At 63.0% G+C, this 16,922-nt stretch carries 17 protein-coding genes; 10 read left to right on the top strand and 7 right to left on the bottom strand.

The genetic code is table 11. The annotated features are described in order from the left end of the window. Positions 1-198 precede the first annotated feature (198 nt). Complete coding sequence (locus AX703_RS18705; RefSeq protein WP_062346198.1) at positions 199-897, top strand: helix-turn-helix transcriptional regulator; 699 nt, start codon at positions 199-201, stop codon at positions 895-897. Here the strand turns inward: AX703_RS18705 and AX703_RS18700 are convergent. Further along, positions 894-1,331, bottom strand: a complete 438-nt coding sequence (locus AX703_RS18700; RefSeq protein WP_039331455.1) for an acetyltransferase — start codon at positions 1,329-1,331, stop codon at positions 894-896. The two genes, AX703_RS18705 and AX703_RS18700, sit on opposite strands and share 4 nt — an antisense overlap. Positions 1,332-1,396: 65 nt before the next feature. On the opposite strand from AX703_RS18700, the gene AX703_RS18695 reads away from it, so the two are divergent. After that, positions 1,397-2,077, top strand: coding sequence for an MBL fold metallo-hydrolase (locus AX703_RS18695; RefSeq protein WP_062346196.1), 681 nt, complete (start codon positions 1,397-1,399; stop codon positions 2,075-2,077). Between the two features lie 67 nt (positions 2,078-2,144). Here the strand turns inward: AX703_RS18695 and AX703_RS18690 are convergent, their stop codons facing one another. Then, complete coding sequence (locus tag AX703_RS18690; RefSeq protein ID WP_062346194.1) at positions 2,145-2,537, bottom strand: MAPEG family protein; 393 nt, start codon at positions 2,535-2,537, stop codon at positions 2,145-2,147. A 245-nt stretch (positions 2,538-2,782) separates the two neighbouring features. Here AX703_RS18690 and rpmF point away from each other — a divergent pair, with 245 nt between their 5' ends. From rpmF to AX703_RS18665, 5 genes are all read left to right on the top strand, one after another. Then, on the top strand, positions 2,783-2,962 hold the full coding sequence (rpmF, locus tag AX703_RS18685) for a 50S ribosomal protein L32 (protein ID WP_039331452.1): 180 nt from the start codon (positions 2,783-2,785) through the stop codon (positions 2,960-2,962). 25 nt (positions 2,963-2,987) lie between these two features. Beyond that, the gene (gene plsX / locus AX703_RS18680; RefSeq protein WP_062346192.1) at positions 2,988-4,091 is read left to right on the top strand and encodes a phosphate acyltransferase PlsX; all 1,104 of its coding nucleotides are present in this window, start codon (positions 2,988-2,990) and stop codon (positions 4,089-4,091) included. After that, positions 4,088-5,065, top strand: coding sequence for a beta-ketoacyl-ACP synthase III (locus AX703_RS18675; RefSeq protein WP_062346190.1), 978 nt, complete (start codon positions 4,088-4,090; stop codon positions 5,063-5,065). The genes plsX and AX703_RS18675 overlap by 4 nt, the downstream gene beginning before the upstream one ends. Positions 5,066-5,191: 126 nt before the next feature. After that, a complete protein-coding gene (locus AX703_RS18670) occupies positions 5,192-5,488 on the top strand; it encodes an integration host factor subunit alpha (RefSeq protein ID WP_174544584.1) in 297 nt (98 codons plus the stop codon). A 10-nt stretch (positions 5,489-5,498) separates the two neighbouring features. Further along, a complete protein-coding gene (locus AX703_RS18665; protein ID WP_062346188.1) occupies positions 5,499-5,909 on the top strand; it encodes a MerR family transcriptional regulator in 411 nt (136 codons plus the stop codon). 676 nt (positions 5,910-6,585) lie between these two features. On the opposite strand, the gene AX703_RS18660 is transcribed toward AX703_RS18665, so the two are convergent. Together AX703_RS18660 and AX703_RS18655 are read right to left on the bottom strand one after the other, a co-directional pair. Next, complete coding sequence (locus tag AX703_RS18660) at positions 6,586-7,131, bottom strand: histidine phosphatase family protein (RefSeq protein ID WP_039331447.1); 546 nt, start codon at positions 7,129-7,131, stop codon at positions 6,586-6,588. Further along, positions 7,128-9,848, bottom strand: a complete 2,721-nt coding sequence (locus AX703_RS18655; protein ID WP_062346187.1) for an ATP-dependent DNA helicase — start codon at positions 9,846-9,848, stop codon at positions 7,128-7,130. The genes AX703_RS18660 and AX703_RS18655 overlap by 4 nt, the downstream gene beginning before the upstream one ends. 176 nt (positions 9,849-10,024) lie before the next feature. Here AX703_RS18655 and AX703_RS18650 point away from each other — a divergent pair, with 176 nt between their 5' ends. Then, positions 10,025-10,852: a flagellin gene (locus AX703_RS18650; RefSeq protein ID WP_039331445.1), complete on the top strand. Its 828-nt coding sequence runs from the start codon at positions 10,025-10,027 to the stop codon at positions 10,850-10,852. Positions 10,853-10,978: 126 nt separating this feature from the next. Continuing rightward, positions 10,979-12,586 (top strand): lysine--tRNA ligase, encoded by a 1,608-nt coding sequence (locus AX703_RS18645; protein ID WP_062346185.1) that lies wholly within the window; start codon positions 10,979-10,981, stop codon positions 12,584-12,586. Here AX703_RS18645 and AX703_RS18640 read toward each other — a convergent pair whose 3' ends face one another. Together AX703_RS18640 and AX703_RS18635 are read right to left on the bottom strand one after the other, a co-directional pair. Continuing rightward, positions 12,587-14,458, bottom strand: a complete 1,872-nt coding sequence (locus AX703_RS18640; protein WP_082734680.1) for a DUF885 family protein — start codon at positions 14,456-14,458, stop codon at positions 12,587-12,589. It lies immediately after the preceding gene. Then, positions 14,449-15,072: a 2OG-Fe(II) oxygenase gene (locus tag AX703_RS18635; protein ID WP_231735613.1), complete on the bottom strand. Its 624-nt coding sequence runs from the start codon at positions 15,070-15,072 to the stop codon at positions 14,449-14,451. The genes AX703_RS18640 and AX703_RS18635 overlap by 10 nt, the downstream gene beginning before the upstream one ends. 318 nt (positions 15,073-15,390) lie before the next feature. On the opposite strand from AX703_RS18635, the gene AX703_RS18630 reads away from it, so the two are divergent. Continuing rightward, positions 15,391-15,759 carry a MarR family transcriptional regulator gene (locus AX703_RS18630; RefSeq protein WP_062346210.1) on the top strand — a complete coding sequence of 123 codons (369 nt, stop codon included), beginning with the start codon at positions 15,391-15,393 and terminating at the stop codon, positions 15,757-15,759. Between the two features lie 59 nt (positions 15,760-15,818). Here AX703_RS18630 and AX703_RS18625 read toward each other — a convergent pair whose 3' ends face one another. Continuing rightward, complete coding sequence (locus AX703_RS18625) at positions 15,819-16,754, bottom strand: RcnB family protein (protein WP_039331511.1); 936 nt, start codon at positions 16,752-16,754, stop codon at positions 15,819-15,821. Positions 16,755-16,922 lie beyond the last annotated feature (168 nt).

The raw sequence follows: 16,922 nt of genomic DNA, 5'->3' as shown, positions 1-16,922 counted from the left end.
ACCACCCTTCCTCGGACCAATCCGCCTCGAACTACCAGGTTTTTGCGGGTGTCCAGCTCTCGATCTTGCGGAGCAACATGGCGTTTCTAAACCTCCAGCTGCGGAGTCGGCGAGACGACTCGAAATAGGATTTTTCCTATGTTGATCCTCAAATCCTACAATGCTAGGAAAAGTCCTTCGAAATCGGAGTAAGGCGAAATGGTCCCGGCAGACAGCGAAGCGGAAGACGGCACACGCACCCGTCTTGTGGGCCTTGCCACGCAGCGCGGCGTCAGCCTCTCGGCGCTCTCGGCGCTGATCGGTCGTAACACCACCTATCTCCAGCAATTCGTCCGCAAGGGCAGTCCGCGCAAGCTGGAAGAGAATGACCGCCGTACGCTTGCGGAGTTCTTCGGCGTTTCGGAAACCGATCTTGGTGCCTCGCCCCGCGGCGGTGTGATTACCGCGGGGCAGGGAGCATCGCGTGGCGTCAAGCCCACTCGGTCCATGGCCGCCGAATGGGCCGACATTCCGCGCCTGCCGCTGGGCGCTTCAGCTGGTCCCGGCACACTCCCGGCAGAGGAGATTCCTTCCGGTCGCCTGCGCTTCAATCACCGTTGGCTCAAAGGGCAGGGGCTGGAACCGGCGATGCTTTCGGTGATCGAAGTCGAAGGTGATTCGATGGAGCCGACCTTGCGCGATGGCGACGAGATCCTCGTTGACCGCACTCAGCGCCCGTTGCGTGCTGGAATTCACGTGATCCGGCTCGACGACGTGCTGCTGGTCAAGCGCCTCGAATCCGGCCCTGGCGGCACGGTGCGGATCATTTCAGACAATCCCGCTTATCCTCGCCTTGAGCGCCCCTTGAACGAGGTCGAGGTCGTCGGCCGGGTCGTCTGGAAAGGCGGCCGACTCTAGCTGCGCAGTTCCATGAGGATCAGCGGATAGGGCCGCCCTTGGCCGTCCACCTCCTTGCGGCCGATCTCGGCAAAGGCCATCCGGCGATAGAACCCCCGGGCGCGTGCATTCTGCTCATTGACCTCAAGGCGATGTGCTCCAAGTGCCTGAATCGCATGTTCGATCAGGGCTTTGCCAACGCCTTGGCCATGGCAGGCGGCATCGACGAACAGAGCCTCGATGCTTCCATCGTCCACGATCATGAAGCCGAGGGCGCGGTCGCTCGCATCCACAGCTACAGTCATGGGCGTACCGGGAAGAAAGCCCGCAACCTCTTTGCCAATCGCCAGCCGGTCTTCGGGCGACAGGAAGTCGTGGGTCGCATCCACTGCAGAGGCCCAGATTTCCAGCGCACGCTCGTCATCTGTGGGGCGGGAGGGGCGGATCGATATCATCGGGCAAACCTAAGCCCCGGACCGGAGCATTGCAATTATGGTGCCTTCGCTCCAAATCGGCAGGCATGACCGTAGCCGCCACCCAAACCGCCGCCCAGCCGCCTTTCAAGGTCGCGATCATCCCCGTCACACCACTGCAGCAGAACTGCACGCTGGTCTGGTGCACCAGGACCATGCGCGGCGCCTTCATCGATGCCGGCGGCGATCTCGACAAGCTGCGCAAGGCGATCGAAATGACCGGCGTCACCATCGAGAAGCTGCTGGTTACCCACGGCCACATCGACCACTGCGGCAGCGTCGGTATCTTCGCCCGTGAACTCGGTGTGCCGATCGAGGGCCCCCACGAGGATGACCGCTTCTGGATCAGCCGCCTCGATGAGGACGGCCAGCGCTATGGCATCGATGGCGAAGTGTTCGAACCCACCCGCTGGCTCAATGATGGAGACAAGGTCACCGTCGGCGAGGTCGAGCTCGACGTAATCCACTGCCCCGGTCACACACCCGGCCACGTCGTCTTTCACCACGCCCCCACGCAGGTGGCGATCGTAGGCGATGTGCTGTTCCAGGGATCGATCGGCCGCACCGATTTCCCCATGGGCAATCATCAGGACCTGATCGATTCGATCACGCAAAAGCTCTGGCCGCTCGGCAACGACGTGACTTTCGTTCCCGGTCACGGCCCCAACAGCACGTTCGGCCGTGAACGCCAGACCAACGCTTATGTCAGCGACTATGCCCTGAGCTGAGGGATCTCCCCTCCCGCAGGCGGGAGGGGTTGGGGGTGGGCATGTTGCTGCGCCACCCCTGCAACTCTCACATATCCAGAGCGATCGAAACCGCCCAAACGCCAAGACCAAGTTGGGTCAGCATCGTCGTCAGCGTACCCACGCCGCGAAGGAACCCGAGCGGCCCGCCGTCCATGCCGACGCCATGGCCAACGCGGCCAAGCATGTAGATAGCGGCCACGCCCATTAGCCACGGGTTGCCTGTCCGCGCCAGTTCCACCGCCGCGATCAGCACCAATACGACAGGCGTGTTCTCGACAAAGTTCGCCTGCGCCCGCATCCTCGCGATCAGATCCATGTCGCCGCCATCGCCGATGCTGATCTTCTTGGCAGAGCGGACCATGCCGCAACGGATCGAAAGCCAGATGTTGATCGCCGCAGCGGCCGCAGCCGCGCACAGCGTGATTGGCAGTATAGTCATGCCTTCAGGTACTCCCCCTTGTGTTCGTCCGTCCTGGGATCTGCGGCCAAGGCTAGCGCGGGTGCGCTTGCAAAGCACCAGAAAATCCGTATAGGCGCGCCTTCGCCCAGTGATTGGCGAATCCCGTGTCTGTCTGGCGTCCTTCGCCGCGTACGGGTCCTGCCGCAAACAGGGCTTGTGCGATGGACCGGTTTTCCCTATCGCGCCCGCAACAAAACTACGCAATTCTAAGAACAGGTGCCGAGATGGCCGTCCCCAAAAGAAAGACTTCGCCCTCACGCCGTGGCATGCGCCGCAGCCATGACGCGCTGAGCGTCGAAGCGTTCCATGAATGCTCCAACTGCGGTGAACTCAAGCGCCCGCACAACCTGTGCAATGCTTGCGGTCACTACAACGGTCGCGAAGTCATCGCCGTCGGGCTCTAAGCCTTAAAACGGGGGGACTGAGGACATGAGCCTGCCGCGTATCGCCGTCGATGCGATGGGCGGTGATGAGGGCGTGCGCGTTATGGTTGAAGGCGCGGCACTTGCCCGTCGTCGCCATGACCGTTTCAAGTTCCTTCTCGTTGGTGACGAGGGCCGCATCAAGCAGGCCCTCGAAAACCACCCCAATCTTCGCGAAGCCTCGGAAATCCTTCACGCGCCTGATGTCGTGTCGGGTGACGAGAAGCCGACGCAGGCCCTCCGTCGCGCCAAGACCACCTCGATGGGGTTGGCGATCAACGCGGTGAAGCAGGGCCACGCCGGCGCTGCTGTCAGCGCCGGCAACACCGGCGCGCTCATGGCCATGGCCAAGCTCGCCTTGCGTACCATGCCAGGTATCGATCGCCCCGCACTCTCGGCACTGCTGCCGACGCTAGGCGAACATGACCTGATCATGCTCGATCTTGGCGCCAATACCGATTGCGATGCCCGCAACCTCGTCCAGTTCGCGATCATGGGGGCGGCCTACGCTCGCATCGTCAACGGGCTCGACGCGCCGCGTGTGCGCCTGCTCAATATCGGCACCGAAGAGACCAAGGGTACCGATGCCCTGCGCGATGCCGCCAACCAGCTCAAGGAACTGGCCGGCGATCTCGCGATGACGTTCGACGGCTTCACCGAGGCGGACAAGCTCTCGCGCGGCGATTGCGACGTTGTCGTCACGGATGGCTTCTCGGGCAATATCGCATTGAAGTCGATGGAAGGCGCGGCCCGCTTCGTCGCCGATCTGCTCCGTCGCAGCTTCTCCTCGTCGCTGCGCTCGAAGTTCGGCTTCCTGATTTCGCGCCCGGCGACCGAGCTGCTCAAGCACCATCTGGATCCCAACAACCACAATGGCGCGGTCTTCCTCGGCCTCAATGGCGTGGTTGTGAAAAGTCACGGCAGCGCATCTGCGCTCGGCGTCGCCAATGCCGTTGCCGTCACGGCCCGCCTGCTGGAGGAAAACCTGACCGAGCGTATCGAAGCCGACCTCGCGCGCCTTGGCGCCGAGACGATCAGGACTTCTGGCCGCACCTCCGGTCGCGGTGGCCGCAGCGCGGCCCCTGCCGCAACCGGCGAGGACGCGGCATGACCGTACGTTCGATCATTCGCGGCAGCGGTTCGGCTCTGCCACAGCGCTGCGTCACCAATGCCGAAATGGCGACCATGGTCGATACGACCGACGAATGGATCGTCGAGCGTACCGGGATTCGCCAGCGCTATCTTGCAGGGGAGGGGGAGACAACTTCCACCCTCGCCACCGAGGCTGCCCGACGCGCCCTCGAATCCGCCGGGATTGAAGCGGCGCAGGTCGATCTGATCGTCCTTGCCACGGCCACGCCCGACCAGACCTTTCCGGCCACCGCCACCATCGTCCAGCACAACCTCGGTTGCAACGGCGGCATCGCGTTTGACGTCGCGGCGGTTTGCTCGGGCTTCCTTTACGCCATGGCCACTGCGGATTCGATGATCCGTACCGGGATGGCCAAGTGCGCGCTGGTCATCGGCGCTGAGACGTTCAGCAAGATTCTCGATTGGGAAGATCGCACCACCTGCGTGCTGTTCGGCGATGGCGCAGGCGCTATCGTGCTCGAAGCGCAGGACGTTGACGAATCCGATCCCGATTCTCCTGGCGTACTGGCCTCGCGCCTTCACGCCGATGGTGCGCACAACGAACTGCTCTATGTCGATGGCGGTCCGTCAACTACCGGTACGGTCGGCAAGGTCCGCATGAAGGGCCGCGAGGTGTTTCGCCACGCTGTCACCAATCTCGCCAATGTCCTGCGCGAAGTTCTTGAAACCACGGGCCACGATGCCGGCGAGATTGACTGGGTCGTACCACACCAGGCCAACTTCCGCATACTTGACGCCACGGCGCGCAAGCTCGATCTTCCCGCTGAAAAGGTGGTCGTCACAGTCGACCAACATGCGAACACCAGCGCTGCTTCGGTGCCGCTCGCCTTCGATGTCGCGATGCGCGATGGCCGCATCAAGCAGGGCGATCTGGTGATGTTCGAAGCCATGGGCGGCGGCTTCACCTGGGGCGCCAGCCTCGTCCGCATCTGACGGACTCGGGACGTCCCACGTCGAGCCAGTCTTATCGTTCGCAAGCAATGGATTGCATTGCGTTCCGCAGAATCAGCGTTATTGTCAGCCCCCTTGGCGTCTTCTGACTTCTGGGGGGAATAAAGGATGCGTTCTGTAGGTACACTGACCCGGGCCGATCTGGCCGAGAGCATCAACCGTCGCGTGGGGCTTTCCCGTGCGGATTCGCTCGAAATGGTTGAATCCATTCTTCAGCACATGTGCAATGCACTGGCTGAGGGTGAAAACGTGAAGATTTCCGGCTTCGGCACCTTCCTTCTGCGCGACAAGGCAGAGCGGATCGGCCGCAATCCCAAGACCGGCATCGAAGTGCCGATCACGCCGCGCCGCGTCCTCAGCTTCCGCGCCAGCCAGATGCTGAAGGACCGCATCGGCCAGGGCTGATCACCAGCGGATGAGCGTCCCCGAACTTCCCGATGCCGGACCTAATCCGGACGACGGTAAAGACCCGGCAGCTTTCCGCACAATCGGCGAAGTGGCCAAGGCGCTCGGCATCCGTCAGCACGTCCTGCGCTATTGGGAAGAGCAGTTTCCCACGCTCCGCCCGCTCACCCGAGCGGGCGGCCGCCGTTACTACCGCCCCGAAGACGTCGCCGTCATCACAGAAATCCACCGCCTCCTCCACAAGGAAGGCTTCACGATCAAGGGCGCAAGGCAAGCGCTGCGGGGGAGGAAGGGGACTGCTGCGAACGCAGCCCCGTCGGCAGAGCCTGCCCCCATGGCTCCAGATGAACAATCCGCCGCCCCACTCGTGACTTACTTGCAATCCATCCGCGACCGGCTGGCCGCTGCGTTGGAAGAGTAGGGCGCGCTGACCTTTCACTACCGATTGAACGGCCTCCGGTGGTGGTTGGTAGACTTCAGATTAAAGATAGTGGTGGTAAAGGATCTTCGGCAAGATTGCTGCGAGCCAGGCTAGTTGACGATGAGCGTCAATAATAAGGTCGCGCACATTCGAGGTAGGTAATTTTCCTTGTCCGGAGATCATACTCTAGCTGAATTGCAGTGCAGTTCTCACCTGCAACAGCAGGATAGTCATCAAACTTCACCCACCGTCGTTCGCCAGGTCTAGCGTCGGCTGGCGCAGGACAGTCGACCGTCTTTAAGCTGCCATCCGATTGTACCTCTTCGCAGCCGTAGTCGGAGGGCCTGGGCGGTTCTACTTGGGTTGTGTAGGCTCCGCGCACCGACCCTTTATACTCAGTGTAGTAGCGCGCATAGCTTTCTAAAGGCTCTGCTTCGGGTGGTAGCTGTATCGCGCTTTCGATCTCGTCCATCAAGGCTGAATGGCTATCCCTTTGAGACGAGGCACAACTAGCCAGTGTAGTCAGAAAAATGATGATGGAAACATACCGCATCTGCGCATCTTCGCAGTTGAGTCTTACGCCCGCAACGGCGCCATTTCCGGAAAGTCGGCTTTCGCTGCAAATAGTTGAATAGCAGACACTCGGCGGCAAAGCTGCCAATCATCCGTAACAACCTCAATCCACCAAAACCGGCCCCAACGTCGGGTCCAGATCGCGCGGCCGCTTGATCTCCACCAACCGTGCGCAACCCTCGGTTACGTCCGCCCAGTCGTCCACATCAAGTTCCATCACCGCAAACGTCGCGGTCGGGAACTTCTCTTCCACCACTTCGCGCAAAGGGCTGGAGCCATCATCGGGCACGAGGTCGAAGATCAGGTCCTCCAGCCCCGGATTGTGCCCGATCATCAGGACGCTTTTCGGATCGCCGGACAGTTCCTTCAGCAGGTCGATCAGCGTGGCCGAGCTGGCAAGGTAGATGCGCCGGTCCCATTCGATCTTGAACGTGCACTTCCACGCCTTGCTGCTTTCCTCGACCGTTTCGGCGGCGCGGACGGCAGGGCTGGCGATCATGCGGTCAAAGGTGCGGCCGGTATCGCGGATATATTCGCCCATCGCTCGCGCCCCGCGCTTGCCGCGCTCGTTCAAAGGGCGGTCGAAATCCCGCGCGCGCGCATCGCTCCAGTCCGATTTTGCGTGGCGAAACAGGGCCAGTGTCTTCACGAAATCCCCTCGCGCGGTGTCTGAACACTCTCGCGTCCAGAAACACTGGCACCGACGCTTTGTAAAGCCACATCGAGCGTCACGCGGCGGATCGGCGTTCCCGCCGGAAAGGCCGAAAGCAGCCGCGAAGGGAAGGCCGAGGACAGCACCACGAAATGTCCCTTGTCCCCCGCCGAGCGGATCAGCCGCCCGAAGGCCTGCGCCAGCCGTGCGCGAATGATCCGGTCGTCATAGGCCGAACCACCGCCGGCCAGTCGCCGCGCGCGGTGCAGGATCGAAGGCTTGGGCCACGGCACCTTCTCCATAACCACCAGCCGCAGTGAATCCCCGGGTACGTCCACCCCGTCGCGCAGGGCATCGGTGCCGAGCAGCGAGGCGCGCGGATCGTCGCGGAAGATGTCGACCAGCGTGCCGGTGTCTATCGGATCGACATGCTGCGCGAACAGCGGCAATCCGCCCCGCGCCAGGCGGTCGGCAATGCGGCCATAGACCGCGCGCAGCCGCCTGATCGCAGTGAACAGCCCCAGCGCCCCGCCGCCCGAAGCTTCGATCAGCCGCCCATAGGCCGCTGCCAGTGCCGGAATGTCGCCCTTGGGCACGTCGGTCACGATCAGTACTTCGGCTTGGGACGCATAGTCGAACGGACTGTCAGCCGTGAACAGGCGCGGCGCAATGTCCAGATGCGGCGCCCCGCTGCGCTCGACCGCGCTCTGCCAGTCATCGCCATCACGCAACGTGGCCGAGGTCATCATCACCCCGTGAGAAGGCGCCAGCACGGCATTGGCAAAGGGCTTCATCGGATCGAGGTAATGCCGGTGCAGCCCGACATCCCACTCACGCCCGTCCGAACGCTCCACCGCAATCCAGTCGACGAAATCGGGGTCGCCCGGCCCACCCAGCCGCGCCAGCAGCGCAATCCATCCCGCGATGAGATCGCTGCGCCAGCCGATCGCACTGCGCGCCCCCTCGATCCGCGCTCGCGCCGGACCATCGAGCCAGTCCGGTCCGTCCTCGACAATGGCCTCCAGCCGCAGCCCCAGCCGCACCAGCGGCTTGCGCAAGGCCTCCAGCGCCTCCTGCGCGCGCCCAGCCACCTCGATGAACCCGCCGTCCAGTTGCGCGATCTCGGTCTCGAGCCCATAGCCCGCTTCCTGCCCGCCGCTTTCGTCGCGCGCATAGGCCAGCGCCCGCGCCGCGCTCAACAGCTCCTCCAGTGGCCCTGAAGGCGTGCCTTCCACCACCCGCGCCAGCCAGCCTTCCGAGGGCAGGGCCTCAGCCGCCTCCCGCGCCTGCGAAATCGCGCGCTCGCCTTCCTCGTCATAGCTCGCCACATCGGCAAGCCGGGCCGAAAGCCCGCGCCGCCTTCCGCGCGACTTGCCCTCAGGCCCGATCACCCAGCGCCGCAGTTCGATTGTCTCCGCGCCCGTCAGTGCCGCCGAGAACGTCGAATCCGCCGCTTCGAACACATGGTGCCCTTCGTCGAAAACGATCCGCGTCGGCCGCTGCGCAGCGTCGCGCCCTCGCGCTGCGTTGACCATCACCAGCGCATGATTGGCAATCACCAGTTCCGCATCGGCAGAGGCCCGCGCAGCGCGCTCGATGAAGCACTTCCGGTAATGCGGGCACCCGGCATAGACGCACTCTCCGCGCTGGTCGGTCAGAGCCGCGATGCCGCGCTTGCGGAACAGCGTGCCGAGCCAGCCGGGCATGTCACCGCCAATCATGTCGCCATCTTGCGAGTAGGCCGCCCAGCGCGCCACCAGTTGCGCCAGGATCGCCGCCCGCCCGGCAAAGCCGCCCTGCAGCGCGTCTTCCAGATTGAGCAGGCACAGGTAGTTCTCGCGCCCCTTGCGCACCACCACGGGTGGCTTGCCGTTGCGCGAGGCTGGAAACGCGCGCCGGCTCTCGCGCCGTAATTGCCGCTGCAGCGCCTTGGTGTAGGTCGAGACCCAGACCGTCCCGCCCGATTGCTCCGCCCACAGCGAGGATGGCGCGAGATAGCCGAATGTCTTGCCCGTGCCCGTGCCCGCCTGCGCCAGCACGACATGCGGCTGGCCCTGTCCCTGTCGCGGTGCGAACATGCGCGAAGCCTCGCGCGCGTAGTCCTGCTGCGTCGGTCGGGCTTCGGCCCCGGCGCCGGTCAGCTCGGCAAGGCGCGATACTACCGCCGTCTCGCCCAACACCACTTGCGCCGGTTGCGGGCGCTCGGCCGCCTCTTCCCACTCCGGCAGCTTGGCGAACAGCCAGCGCTCGGCCCGGTCCGGCTTGCGAATCCGCGGGGTCAGCAAGGTGGCCCAAGGCCAGCGCATCCGAACCAGCGATTGCAGCGCTGTCCACGCTCCCTCCCGCTCGGCCCAGTCCGCACTCTCGCATGTGGCAAGCAAAGCCTCTGCGGCTTCCTGCAGCAGTTGCGGCACCTTGTCGTCGCCGGATGGCTCCTCAAGCCCCAAAGCATGGGCCAGGCCCTTCGGCGTAGGCACCATGAACCGCGCCGGATGCACGAACGCGAACAGCTCCAGCAGATCGAGCCCCGAAAGGTCCGGATAGCCGAGCCTGCTCGCCACCAGCGGTGCATTGAGCATAAGCAGCGGCGTATCGGCGGCTGCCACGATCGCCTCGCCCTTGCCAAGTCCGCGCGTGGCAAAGCCGTCACGCAGCCAGCATCCGCCGTGGCTTGCATGAATCGCTGGCAGGGCAAGGGCAGGGCGTTCAGTCACCCCGCAGCGTTAGAACAGGAATGGAACACCGCACAACCCCACGGCCAGCCAAAACAGAGCCTTTCACCGCGATTTACCGTCCCCCTTAAAACCTGCGCCCCGCAGCCGTCCTTCTCCACAGCAACCAATACCGGCGTGTCCCACCAGATGCTCCGGCCCATAGTGGAGAATGGGAAATGGCAGTCATCAACACGAATATCAGCGCCATACGCGCTACGAATGCTTCGAACTCGGCCAACAAGATGCTGGGTACAGCGATGGAGCGTCTGTCGACCGGCAAGCGCATCAACGGCGCGAAGGACGACGCCGCAGGCCTCGCCATCAGCACGACCATGACCTCGCAAATCAAGGGCATGGGCCAGGGCGTCCGCAACTCGAACGACGGCATCAGCCTTGCCCAGACCGCCGACGGCGCGCTGAACGAAGTGACCGCAATGCTGCAGCGCATTCGCGAACTGGCCGTCCAATCGGCCTCGGGCACCTATCAGGACGCCACCGACCGCGTATACATGCAGAGCGAAGTCGACCAGCTTACCGCGCAGGTCGATCAGATCATCACCAACACCAATTTCAATGGCGTGCAGCTGTTCGACGGCACCGTCACGTCAATCACGATCCAGGCAGGCTCGGACGCTTCGGACCAGGTCATCCTAGAGATCGCCGATCTCACCACGCTGCAGGCCTCGGGCGGTGCTGCCGGCTCTTACGATGTATCGACGGCAACCGCAGCCAACACCCTGCTCGGTACGCTGGACTCCGAACTGGACTCGATCTCGGGCGCGCGTTCGCTGCTTGGTGCAGGGCAGAACCGTCTTGAATCGGTGATCAACAACCTGAACGACAACATCACCAACCTGTCGGATGCCCGCTCGCGCATTCTCGATACCGACTATTCGGCGGAAACCACCGCGATGGCCAAGGCCCAGATCCTTTCGCAGGCATCGACGGCCATGATCGCCCAGGCCAACCAGGCCCAGCAGAACGTGCTCTCGCTTCTGAAGTAAGCCTCCCCTCAGAAGCCTCCACGGAAGGGCGGACGTCGCGTGAGCGTGGCGCCCGCCCTTTCGTCGTCTGGTCATCCCCGGTTTTCTCTTGCACCCGTCGCGCCCACGCGCAAAAGGGCGGGCACCATGACAGACGCAATCAGCACCGCCGCCCAGACCTCCAAGGCTTGGCCCTTCGAGGAAGCCCGCAAGCTCATAAAGCGGTTCCCCGGCGGCAAACGCGATGCGTCAGGCGAACTGGTCCCGGTTCTGTTCGAAACCGGTTATGGTCCTTCGGGCCTGCCGCACATCGGCACGTTCCAGGAAGTCCTGCGCACCACGCTGGTTCGCCGCGCCTATGAAGTGCTGACAGGTGGCCATCCCACACGCCTCGTCGCCTTTTCCGATGACATGGACGGTCTGCGCAAGGTGCCGGACAACGTGCCGAACAAGGCGCTGCTCGATGCCCATCTCGGCCATCCGCTCAGCCGCATCCCCGATCCGTTCGAGAAGTTCGAAAGCTTCGCGCACCACAACAACGCCATGCTGCGCGATTTCCTCGATCGCTTCGGCTTCGATTACGAGTTCGTCTCGGCTTCGGACCGCTACAATTCCGGCGCGTTCGACGACGCATTGAAGTGCGTGCTGCGCAACTGGCAGGCGATCATGGACATCATGCTCCCCACCTTGCGCGAGGAACGCCGGAAGACCTATTCGCCGGTCCTGCCGGTCTCGCCGACCACCGGCGAAGTGCTGCAGGTGCCGGTCGAGGTGGTCGATGCCGAAGCCGGCATTGTCCGCTTCACCGACAGCAATGGCGAAACCACCGAGCACACCATCCTCGGCGGCTGGTCCAAGCTGCAGTGGAAGGTCGACTGGGCGATGCGCTGGGTCGCCCTCGGCGTCGATTACGAGATGTGCGGCAAGGACCTCACCGACAGCGTCACGCAGTCGGGCAAGATCGCCCGCGTGCTCGGCGGCCAGCGCCCCGAGGGCCTGATCTACGAACTCTTCCTTGATGAGAAGGGCGAGAAGATCTCCAAGTCCAAGGGCAACGGCCTTACCATCGAGCAGTGGCTCGAATACGGCAGTGAGGAGTCGCTGGGCTTTTACCTCTTCCGTGAGCCCAAGAGCGCCAAGTCGCTCCACGTCGGGATCATCCCCCGCGCGGTCGACGAATACTGGCAGTTCCGCGAAAAGATCCCGACCCAACCGATCGAACAGCAGCTCGGCAACCCCGTATGGCACCTGTTGCGCACTAACGGTCCGGCCGAGGGTGAGGGCGAAAAGCTCCCGGTCACGTACGGCCTGCTGCTCAACCTCGTCGGCGTATTGGGCGCGCAGGCCACGCGCGATCAGGTCTGGTCGTATCTTGGCAACTATGTCGAGAACGCCGATCCTGCAGCGCACCCCGCACTCGATGGCCTCGTCACCCGCGCTCTGGCCTACAACCGCGATTTCATCGCCCCGACTTTGCAGCGCCGCAAGCCGGAAGAGAACGAGGCAAAGGCTCTGGCAGCGCTCGACGAGGAACTCGCCGGTACGTCCGACGATGCCACCGCAGAGGAACTGCAGAACATCGTCTACGAGATCGGCAAGGACCCGCATTACGGGTTCGAGCAGCTCCGCGACTGGTTCAAGTGCCTCTATGAAACGCTTCTGGGCTCCAGCGCCGGACCGCGCATGGGCAGCTTCATTGCGCTCTACGGCGTCAGCAATACTCGCAAGCTGATCGCCGAAGCGCTCGGCGATTGATCAACGGGCAGCGCGGGTGCGTGCGATCCACCCGCGCACCTTGCCTTCCAGCACTTTCATCGGCAGCGCTCCACTGCCCAGCACCTGGTCGTGGAATGCGCGGATGTCGAACTTTCGGCCAAGCGCAGACTCTGCTTCCTTGCGCAGCCGCTGGATCGTAAGCGCCCCGATCTTGTACGATAGCGCTTGTCCCGGAATGGCAATGTAGCGGTCGACTTCCGCCTCGGCGTCGCTGCGGCCCATGCCCGAATTGGCAAGCATGTAATCTACCGCCTGCTCGCGGGTCCACCCCTTTGCGTGAAGGCCCGTATCCACCACCAGCCGCATCGCCCGCAGCATCTCGTCGTCCAAGGTGCCCCAATGCTGCATCGGGTCCTTGTAGAGACCCATCTCGAAACCCAGGGTTTCGGCGTAGAGCGCCCAGCCTTCGATGTAGGCGTTATTGCCGCCAAAGCGCTGGAAATCGGGCAGTGCCGTGTTCTCTTGGGCAAGGCTGATCTGGAAGTGATGGCCCGGCGCGCCTTCATGCAGGTAAAGTGTGGTCACGCCCGTCAGGTATCGGCTCTTGAGGTCGTAGGTGTTGAAGAAGAACGTGCCCGGCTGCACGCCATCGGGCGTCCCTTGCGCATAGCTCCCACCTGCTTCGAACTTCGCGCGATAGGCAGGGTAGGGCTGGATCTGCAGGGGCGTGCGCGGCAAATGCAGGAAGTAGCGTGGAGCCAGCGCATCAACCTTGCGACCGACCGCGCGAAAGCCCTCCGCGAGCTGTTGTTCGGTTCTGGGGTGGTAGCGCGGATTGGTTCGCAGATCGTCGAAGAACCCGCGCAAGGGACCGGTATAGCCCAGCTCCGTCTTGACCTGCTCCATCTCGGTCTGGATTCGCGACACTTCGCCCAGGCCCATTGCGTGAACGGTCTCGGGGTCGAGATCGAGCGTGGTATAGGCCCGAATCAGTTCGCGGTAGAGCGGGCCACCTCCCGGCAAGGCAGAGAGGCCCACCTGCTCGCGGGCTGCAGGGCGATAGTCATCCGCCAGAAACCGACGCAGCTTCCGATAGGCCGGGTAGATGTCGCGCCGTGTGACTGCATACAGATCCCTGCGCAGCCGCAGTTTCTCCGCGCTTGAAAAGGTGCTGGGAAAGCTGCGCGCCGGGCTGGTGAATGGCGATCGCTCGACCGGCTGGGCCAGCAGGGCATCGATCTGCGCGATCATGTTGTCCACCGTCAGCCTCGGCTCGGTCACTCCGCTTGCCATTCCCTCGCGGAAGCGCGCAGTAGCCTGATCGAAGACGCGCCCGAGCACGCGGTGCCGTGCGATCAGAAGCTCGTAATCGCGCGTCGTCTCCAGGGCGATGCCGCTGCCCGGAGATGACAGTTCGGGGTAGAAAACGTGGAAACCGCCAAAGTGGTTGAACGGGCGAACCTCGGTCAATGCCAGAAGCTCGGGTTGCAGCAGTGCGGCGTCTGCGCTTTTTGCATCGATCAGCACTTCGCGCGACAGGCGATGTTGCTCGTCCAGTTTGCTGGGGCTTATTTGCCGCAGCCGCGCCAGCAGTTGCGCATTTGCCTCGCGCCGCTCCCTGGCAAGTTCTGGCGAGAACAACTGCAGGAATGCCTCGACCGAAACGCGCTGGCCTTGCTGCAGGGCGCCAACAGGATCGAGCGCGAAGCCTTGCCGCATTTCATCGGCAAAGATCCGCTCAAGCTGGGCATTTTCCGGAAGACCGGATGATGCCTGAGGGCCATTGTCGATCTGCGCGGCGACAACGGAAGAACCTGTGGCAGCAGTTGCAGCAGTTGCAGCATGGCTTGCGCCCGGCTGCAACAAAGCGAGTGCAATCAGGCCGTGCCAGGCCCCCCATTTCAGTGCCACGGGCGCGACCTGTACCACTTGGTCAGGACATACTTCTTGCCGCGCACAACCGGCGTTCCGGCGTGCAGGGCATCAGGATTTGGTGTGCCGTCGGGCTTCATGTTGTTCCAGAGCAAGAGCGCACCCGGTTGCGGCGGGATGGAGAGGTTGACACGGGTGAAGTCGGTTGTCCCGCCTTCCTCCACGGCGTTGAGATACGCCATGGCCGTCCAACTACGCTGGCCGCCGCGTTTCTGTTCCGTATCCCAGAAGTGCTGCGAAGGCAGAAAGTGGTCATAGTGGCCACGAAACTCCTGTCCCGGTTCGTAGCGTTGCCCCTGGATCGTCTCGCCGAACGCGGGATCGATTCCGATCAGGTCGTCAATCCGGCGCTGCAGCATGAGGATGAAAGGGTCAAACGGATCCACGTCCCCGGTATAGCTGGTTCGGCCAGTCGCGTCCGTACCTTTGTAGGTGGGGGAGGGGCGCGCCACCTTGTCGACGATCGCGATCAGCCTTTCGCACTCTGCGGCCGAAAAGAAATCCGCCACGCCAAAGATCTCGAGCCCATCCACCGGGATACGATAGACGCCAGAGTCGTTTGCGAGACGCTTGCGGACTGTCTCTCCGATCAAACGCAGCGCCGAAGTCTCTGCATATGACTGACTCTTCTTTGAAAACAATCCCATATTGCACGATCTCATGTTGGAATCGGCTCGTCACCGCAATCCAGTTCAATTGATCCGAACCGGACTAATACTATGGTTTTGGCGAAGCTTTCTGCAGTCCTTTGCGTTAACCAAACTTCCTTATGAGGTCATCTCGGGTCACCAATAGATCATGAACGCTGCCAGACCTTCAAGGGTCGGTATCTGCAAAGCCGCAATGCCACTTGTCGGCGCCGGGTGCCAGCACGCTCCTCGTGATTTCTTGTCGCTCGCATGGAGCATTGCTTGGACGCTTTCGTAGATCCCAACGCCGAAATCCTTCGTCTTGCAAAGGCGCTCTACAACCTGCGTCGCAAACGTGACGAGGCAAGCGGGCGACCAGGCCTTTTCGCAGAGCCCGGCTGGGACATCCTTCTTGATCTGTTCATCGCCGACTGCCGCCGCACCGATATCCAGGTGTCGAGCGTCTGTCTCGATGCGGGAATTCCGTCGACGACTATCCTGCGCTGGATTGCTCGCCTTGAAGAGGAAGGGCTGATCTTTCGCGAACCGGATAGTACTGATGCCCGCCGCCGCTATGTGCGGCTGACGGGGCAAGGACGTGAAATGATGACAAACGTGCTGCGCGCGCTGGCGGAGTACAGCAGGGCCTGACCGCGCATGAAAAAAGGCCCCCGCACCGTCTGGTGCAGGGGCCGGATGGGTTGCTCGTCTTACCAGAAGAAGTCGTGGATCACGTCCACCACTTCGCCGGAATAGACATCGACCAGCAGCACGTCGTCCCAGTAACGCACCCAGCGATACGGACCGTATGCGGGGGGCAGGCGGTAAGCCCAGGGATCATTGATCCAGTAGTTCTGGCCATAGAAGCCAGAGTTCAGGAAAATGCCGATCGACAGGCGGCTGTAGTTGTACCCACGATAGGGCGAGTAGTACCGTGGCATCCGGTAGATCCCGCGGTTCACGCTGCGGTAGTGGTTCCAGTTGTAGCGGTTGTCCCGCCGCCAGTCGTTGCTCCAGCGGCGATAGTCCCCGCGATAACTGTTGCGCCAGTTGTCGCCCCGGCGATCGTCGCGTCGCCAGTTGTCGCGGTTCCAGTCACGCCCGTCGCGATCACGGCTCCAGTTGCGCCCGTCCCGGTCACGGTCACGGTTCCAGTCACGACCGTCGCGGTTCCAATCCCGCCCGGCGTTCTGGTTGCCAGGGTTGGTCCCGTTCCACTGTCTGCCGTCCCAACCGCGCTGCGGCACGGCAGGCCTGCCCGCGTTCTGCGCCGGTGCCGGGCGGTTCACGGTGCCCGATTGCCAGTCGCGGCCCTGCGAACGTCCCCAATCCCGCTGCGAACCCTCGGTCCGCCCCCGCCATGCGGGACGTGACTGGTCAGGCCGTGATTGCTCTGGCCTTGCCTGCGCCTGGGGGTTGGACCCGCCCCAAGCCGGACGCTGAACCTGCGGTGCGGCGGGGCGCTGCACTTGTGGTGCCTGCGGACGTTGCGCCTGCTGGTTGCGAAAATCACCACCACCGCGCCAGTTGCCACCACCGCGGTTCTCACCGCCCCGATTTTCACCGCCGCGCTGCCAACCGCCACCACGCTCTTCGCGCTGTTGCTGCTGGGCGAATGCCGTGGATGGAATTGCTGTTGCGGTCATGGCCACAGCCAGTGCGTAAAGTGCACTGCTTCTGAAGATTGACTTGCCGGACATCGTGACCGACCCTTTCCCGATATGAAGAGCCGCGACACCCTTCGCAGCTTTAATACGATGGTAATAAACGATTCGCGCTGTCCGATGTCTGAACCGGGTTGGTAGCCTTTTGTT

The organism is Novosphingobium sp. CCH12-A3 (assembly GCF_001556015.1).
GTDB classification, from domain to species: domain Bacteria; phylum Pseudomonadota; class Alphaproteobacteria; order Sphingomonadales; family Sphingomonadaceae; genus Novosphingobium; species Novosphingobium subterraneum.
The sequence above is the reverse complement of the archived record's forward strand: the minus strand, read 5'-3'. Positions and strand labels throughout refer to the sequence as shown.

Coding starts and splice junctions, on each gene's coding strand:
- AX703_RS18705 (WP_062346198.1), top strand. CDS start 199: ATGGTCCCGGCAGACAGCGAAGCGGAAGACGGCACACGCACCCGTCTT.
- AX703_RS18700 (WP_039331455.1), bottom strand. CDS start 1,331: ATGATATCGATCCGCCCCTCCCGCCCCACAGATGACGAGCGTGCGCTG.
- AX703_RS18695 (WP_062346196.1), top strand. CDS start 1,397: ATGACCGTAGCCGCCACCCAAACCGCCGCCCAGCCGCCTTTCAAGGTC.
- AX703_RS18690 (WP_062346194.1), bottom strand. CDS start 2,537: ATGACTATACTGCCAATCACGCTGTGCGCGGCTGCGGCCGCTGCGGCG.
- rpmF (WP_039331452.1), top strand. CDS start 2,783: ATGGCCGTCCCCAAAAGAAAGACTTCGCCCTCACGCCGTGGCATGCGC.
- plsX (WP_062346192.1), top strand. CDS start 2,988: ATGAGCCTGCCGCGTATCGCCGTCGATGCGATGGGCGGTGATGAGGGC.
- AX703_RS18675 (WP_062346190.1), top strand. CDS start 4,088: ATGACCGTACGTTCGATCATTCGCGGCAGCGGTTCGGCTCTGCCACAG.
- AX703_RS18670 (WP_174544584.1), top strand. CDS start 5,192: ATGCGTTCTGTAGGTACACTGACCCGGGCCGATCTGGCCGAGAGCATC.
- AX703_RS18665 (WP_062346188.1), top strand. CDS start 5,499: ATGAGCGTCCCCGAACTTCCCGATGCCGGACCTAATCCGGACGACGGT.
- AX703_RS18650 (WP_039331445.1), top strand. CDS start 10,025: ATGGCAGTCATCAACACGAATATCAGCGCCATACGCGCTACGAATGCT.
- AX703_RS18645 (WP_062346185.1), top strand. CDS start 10,979: ATGACAGACGCAATCAGCACCGCCGCCCAGACCTCCAAGGCTTGGCCC.
- AX703_RS18625 (WP_039331511.1), bottom strand. CDS start 16,754: ATGACCGCAACAGCAATTCCATCCACGGCATTCGCCCAGCAGCAACAG.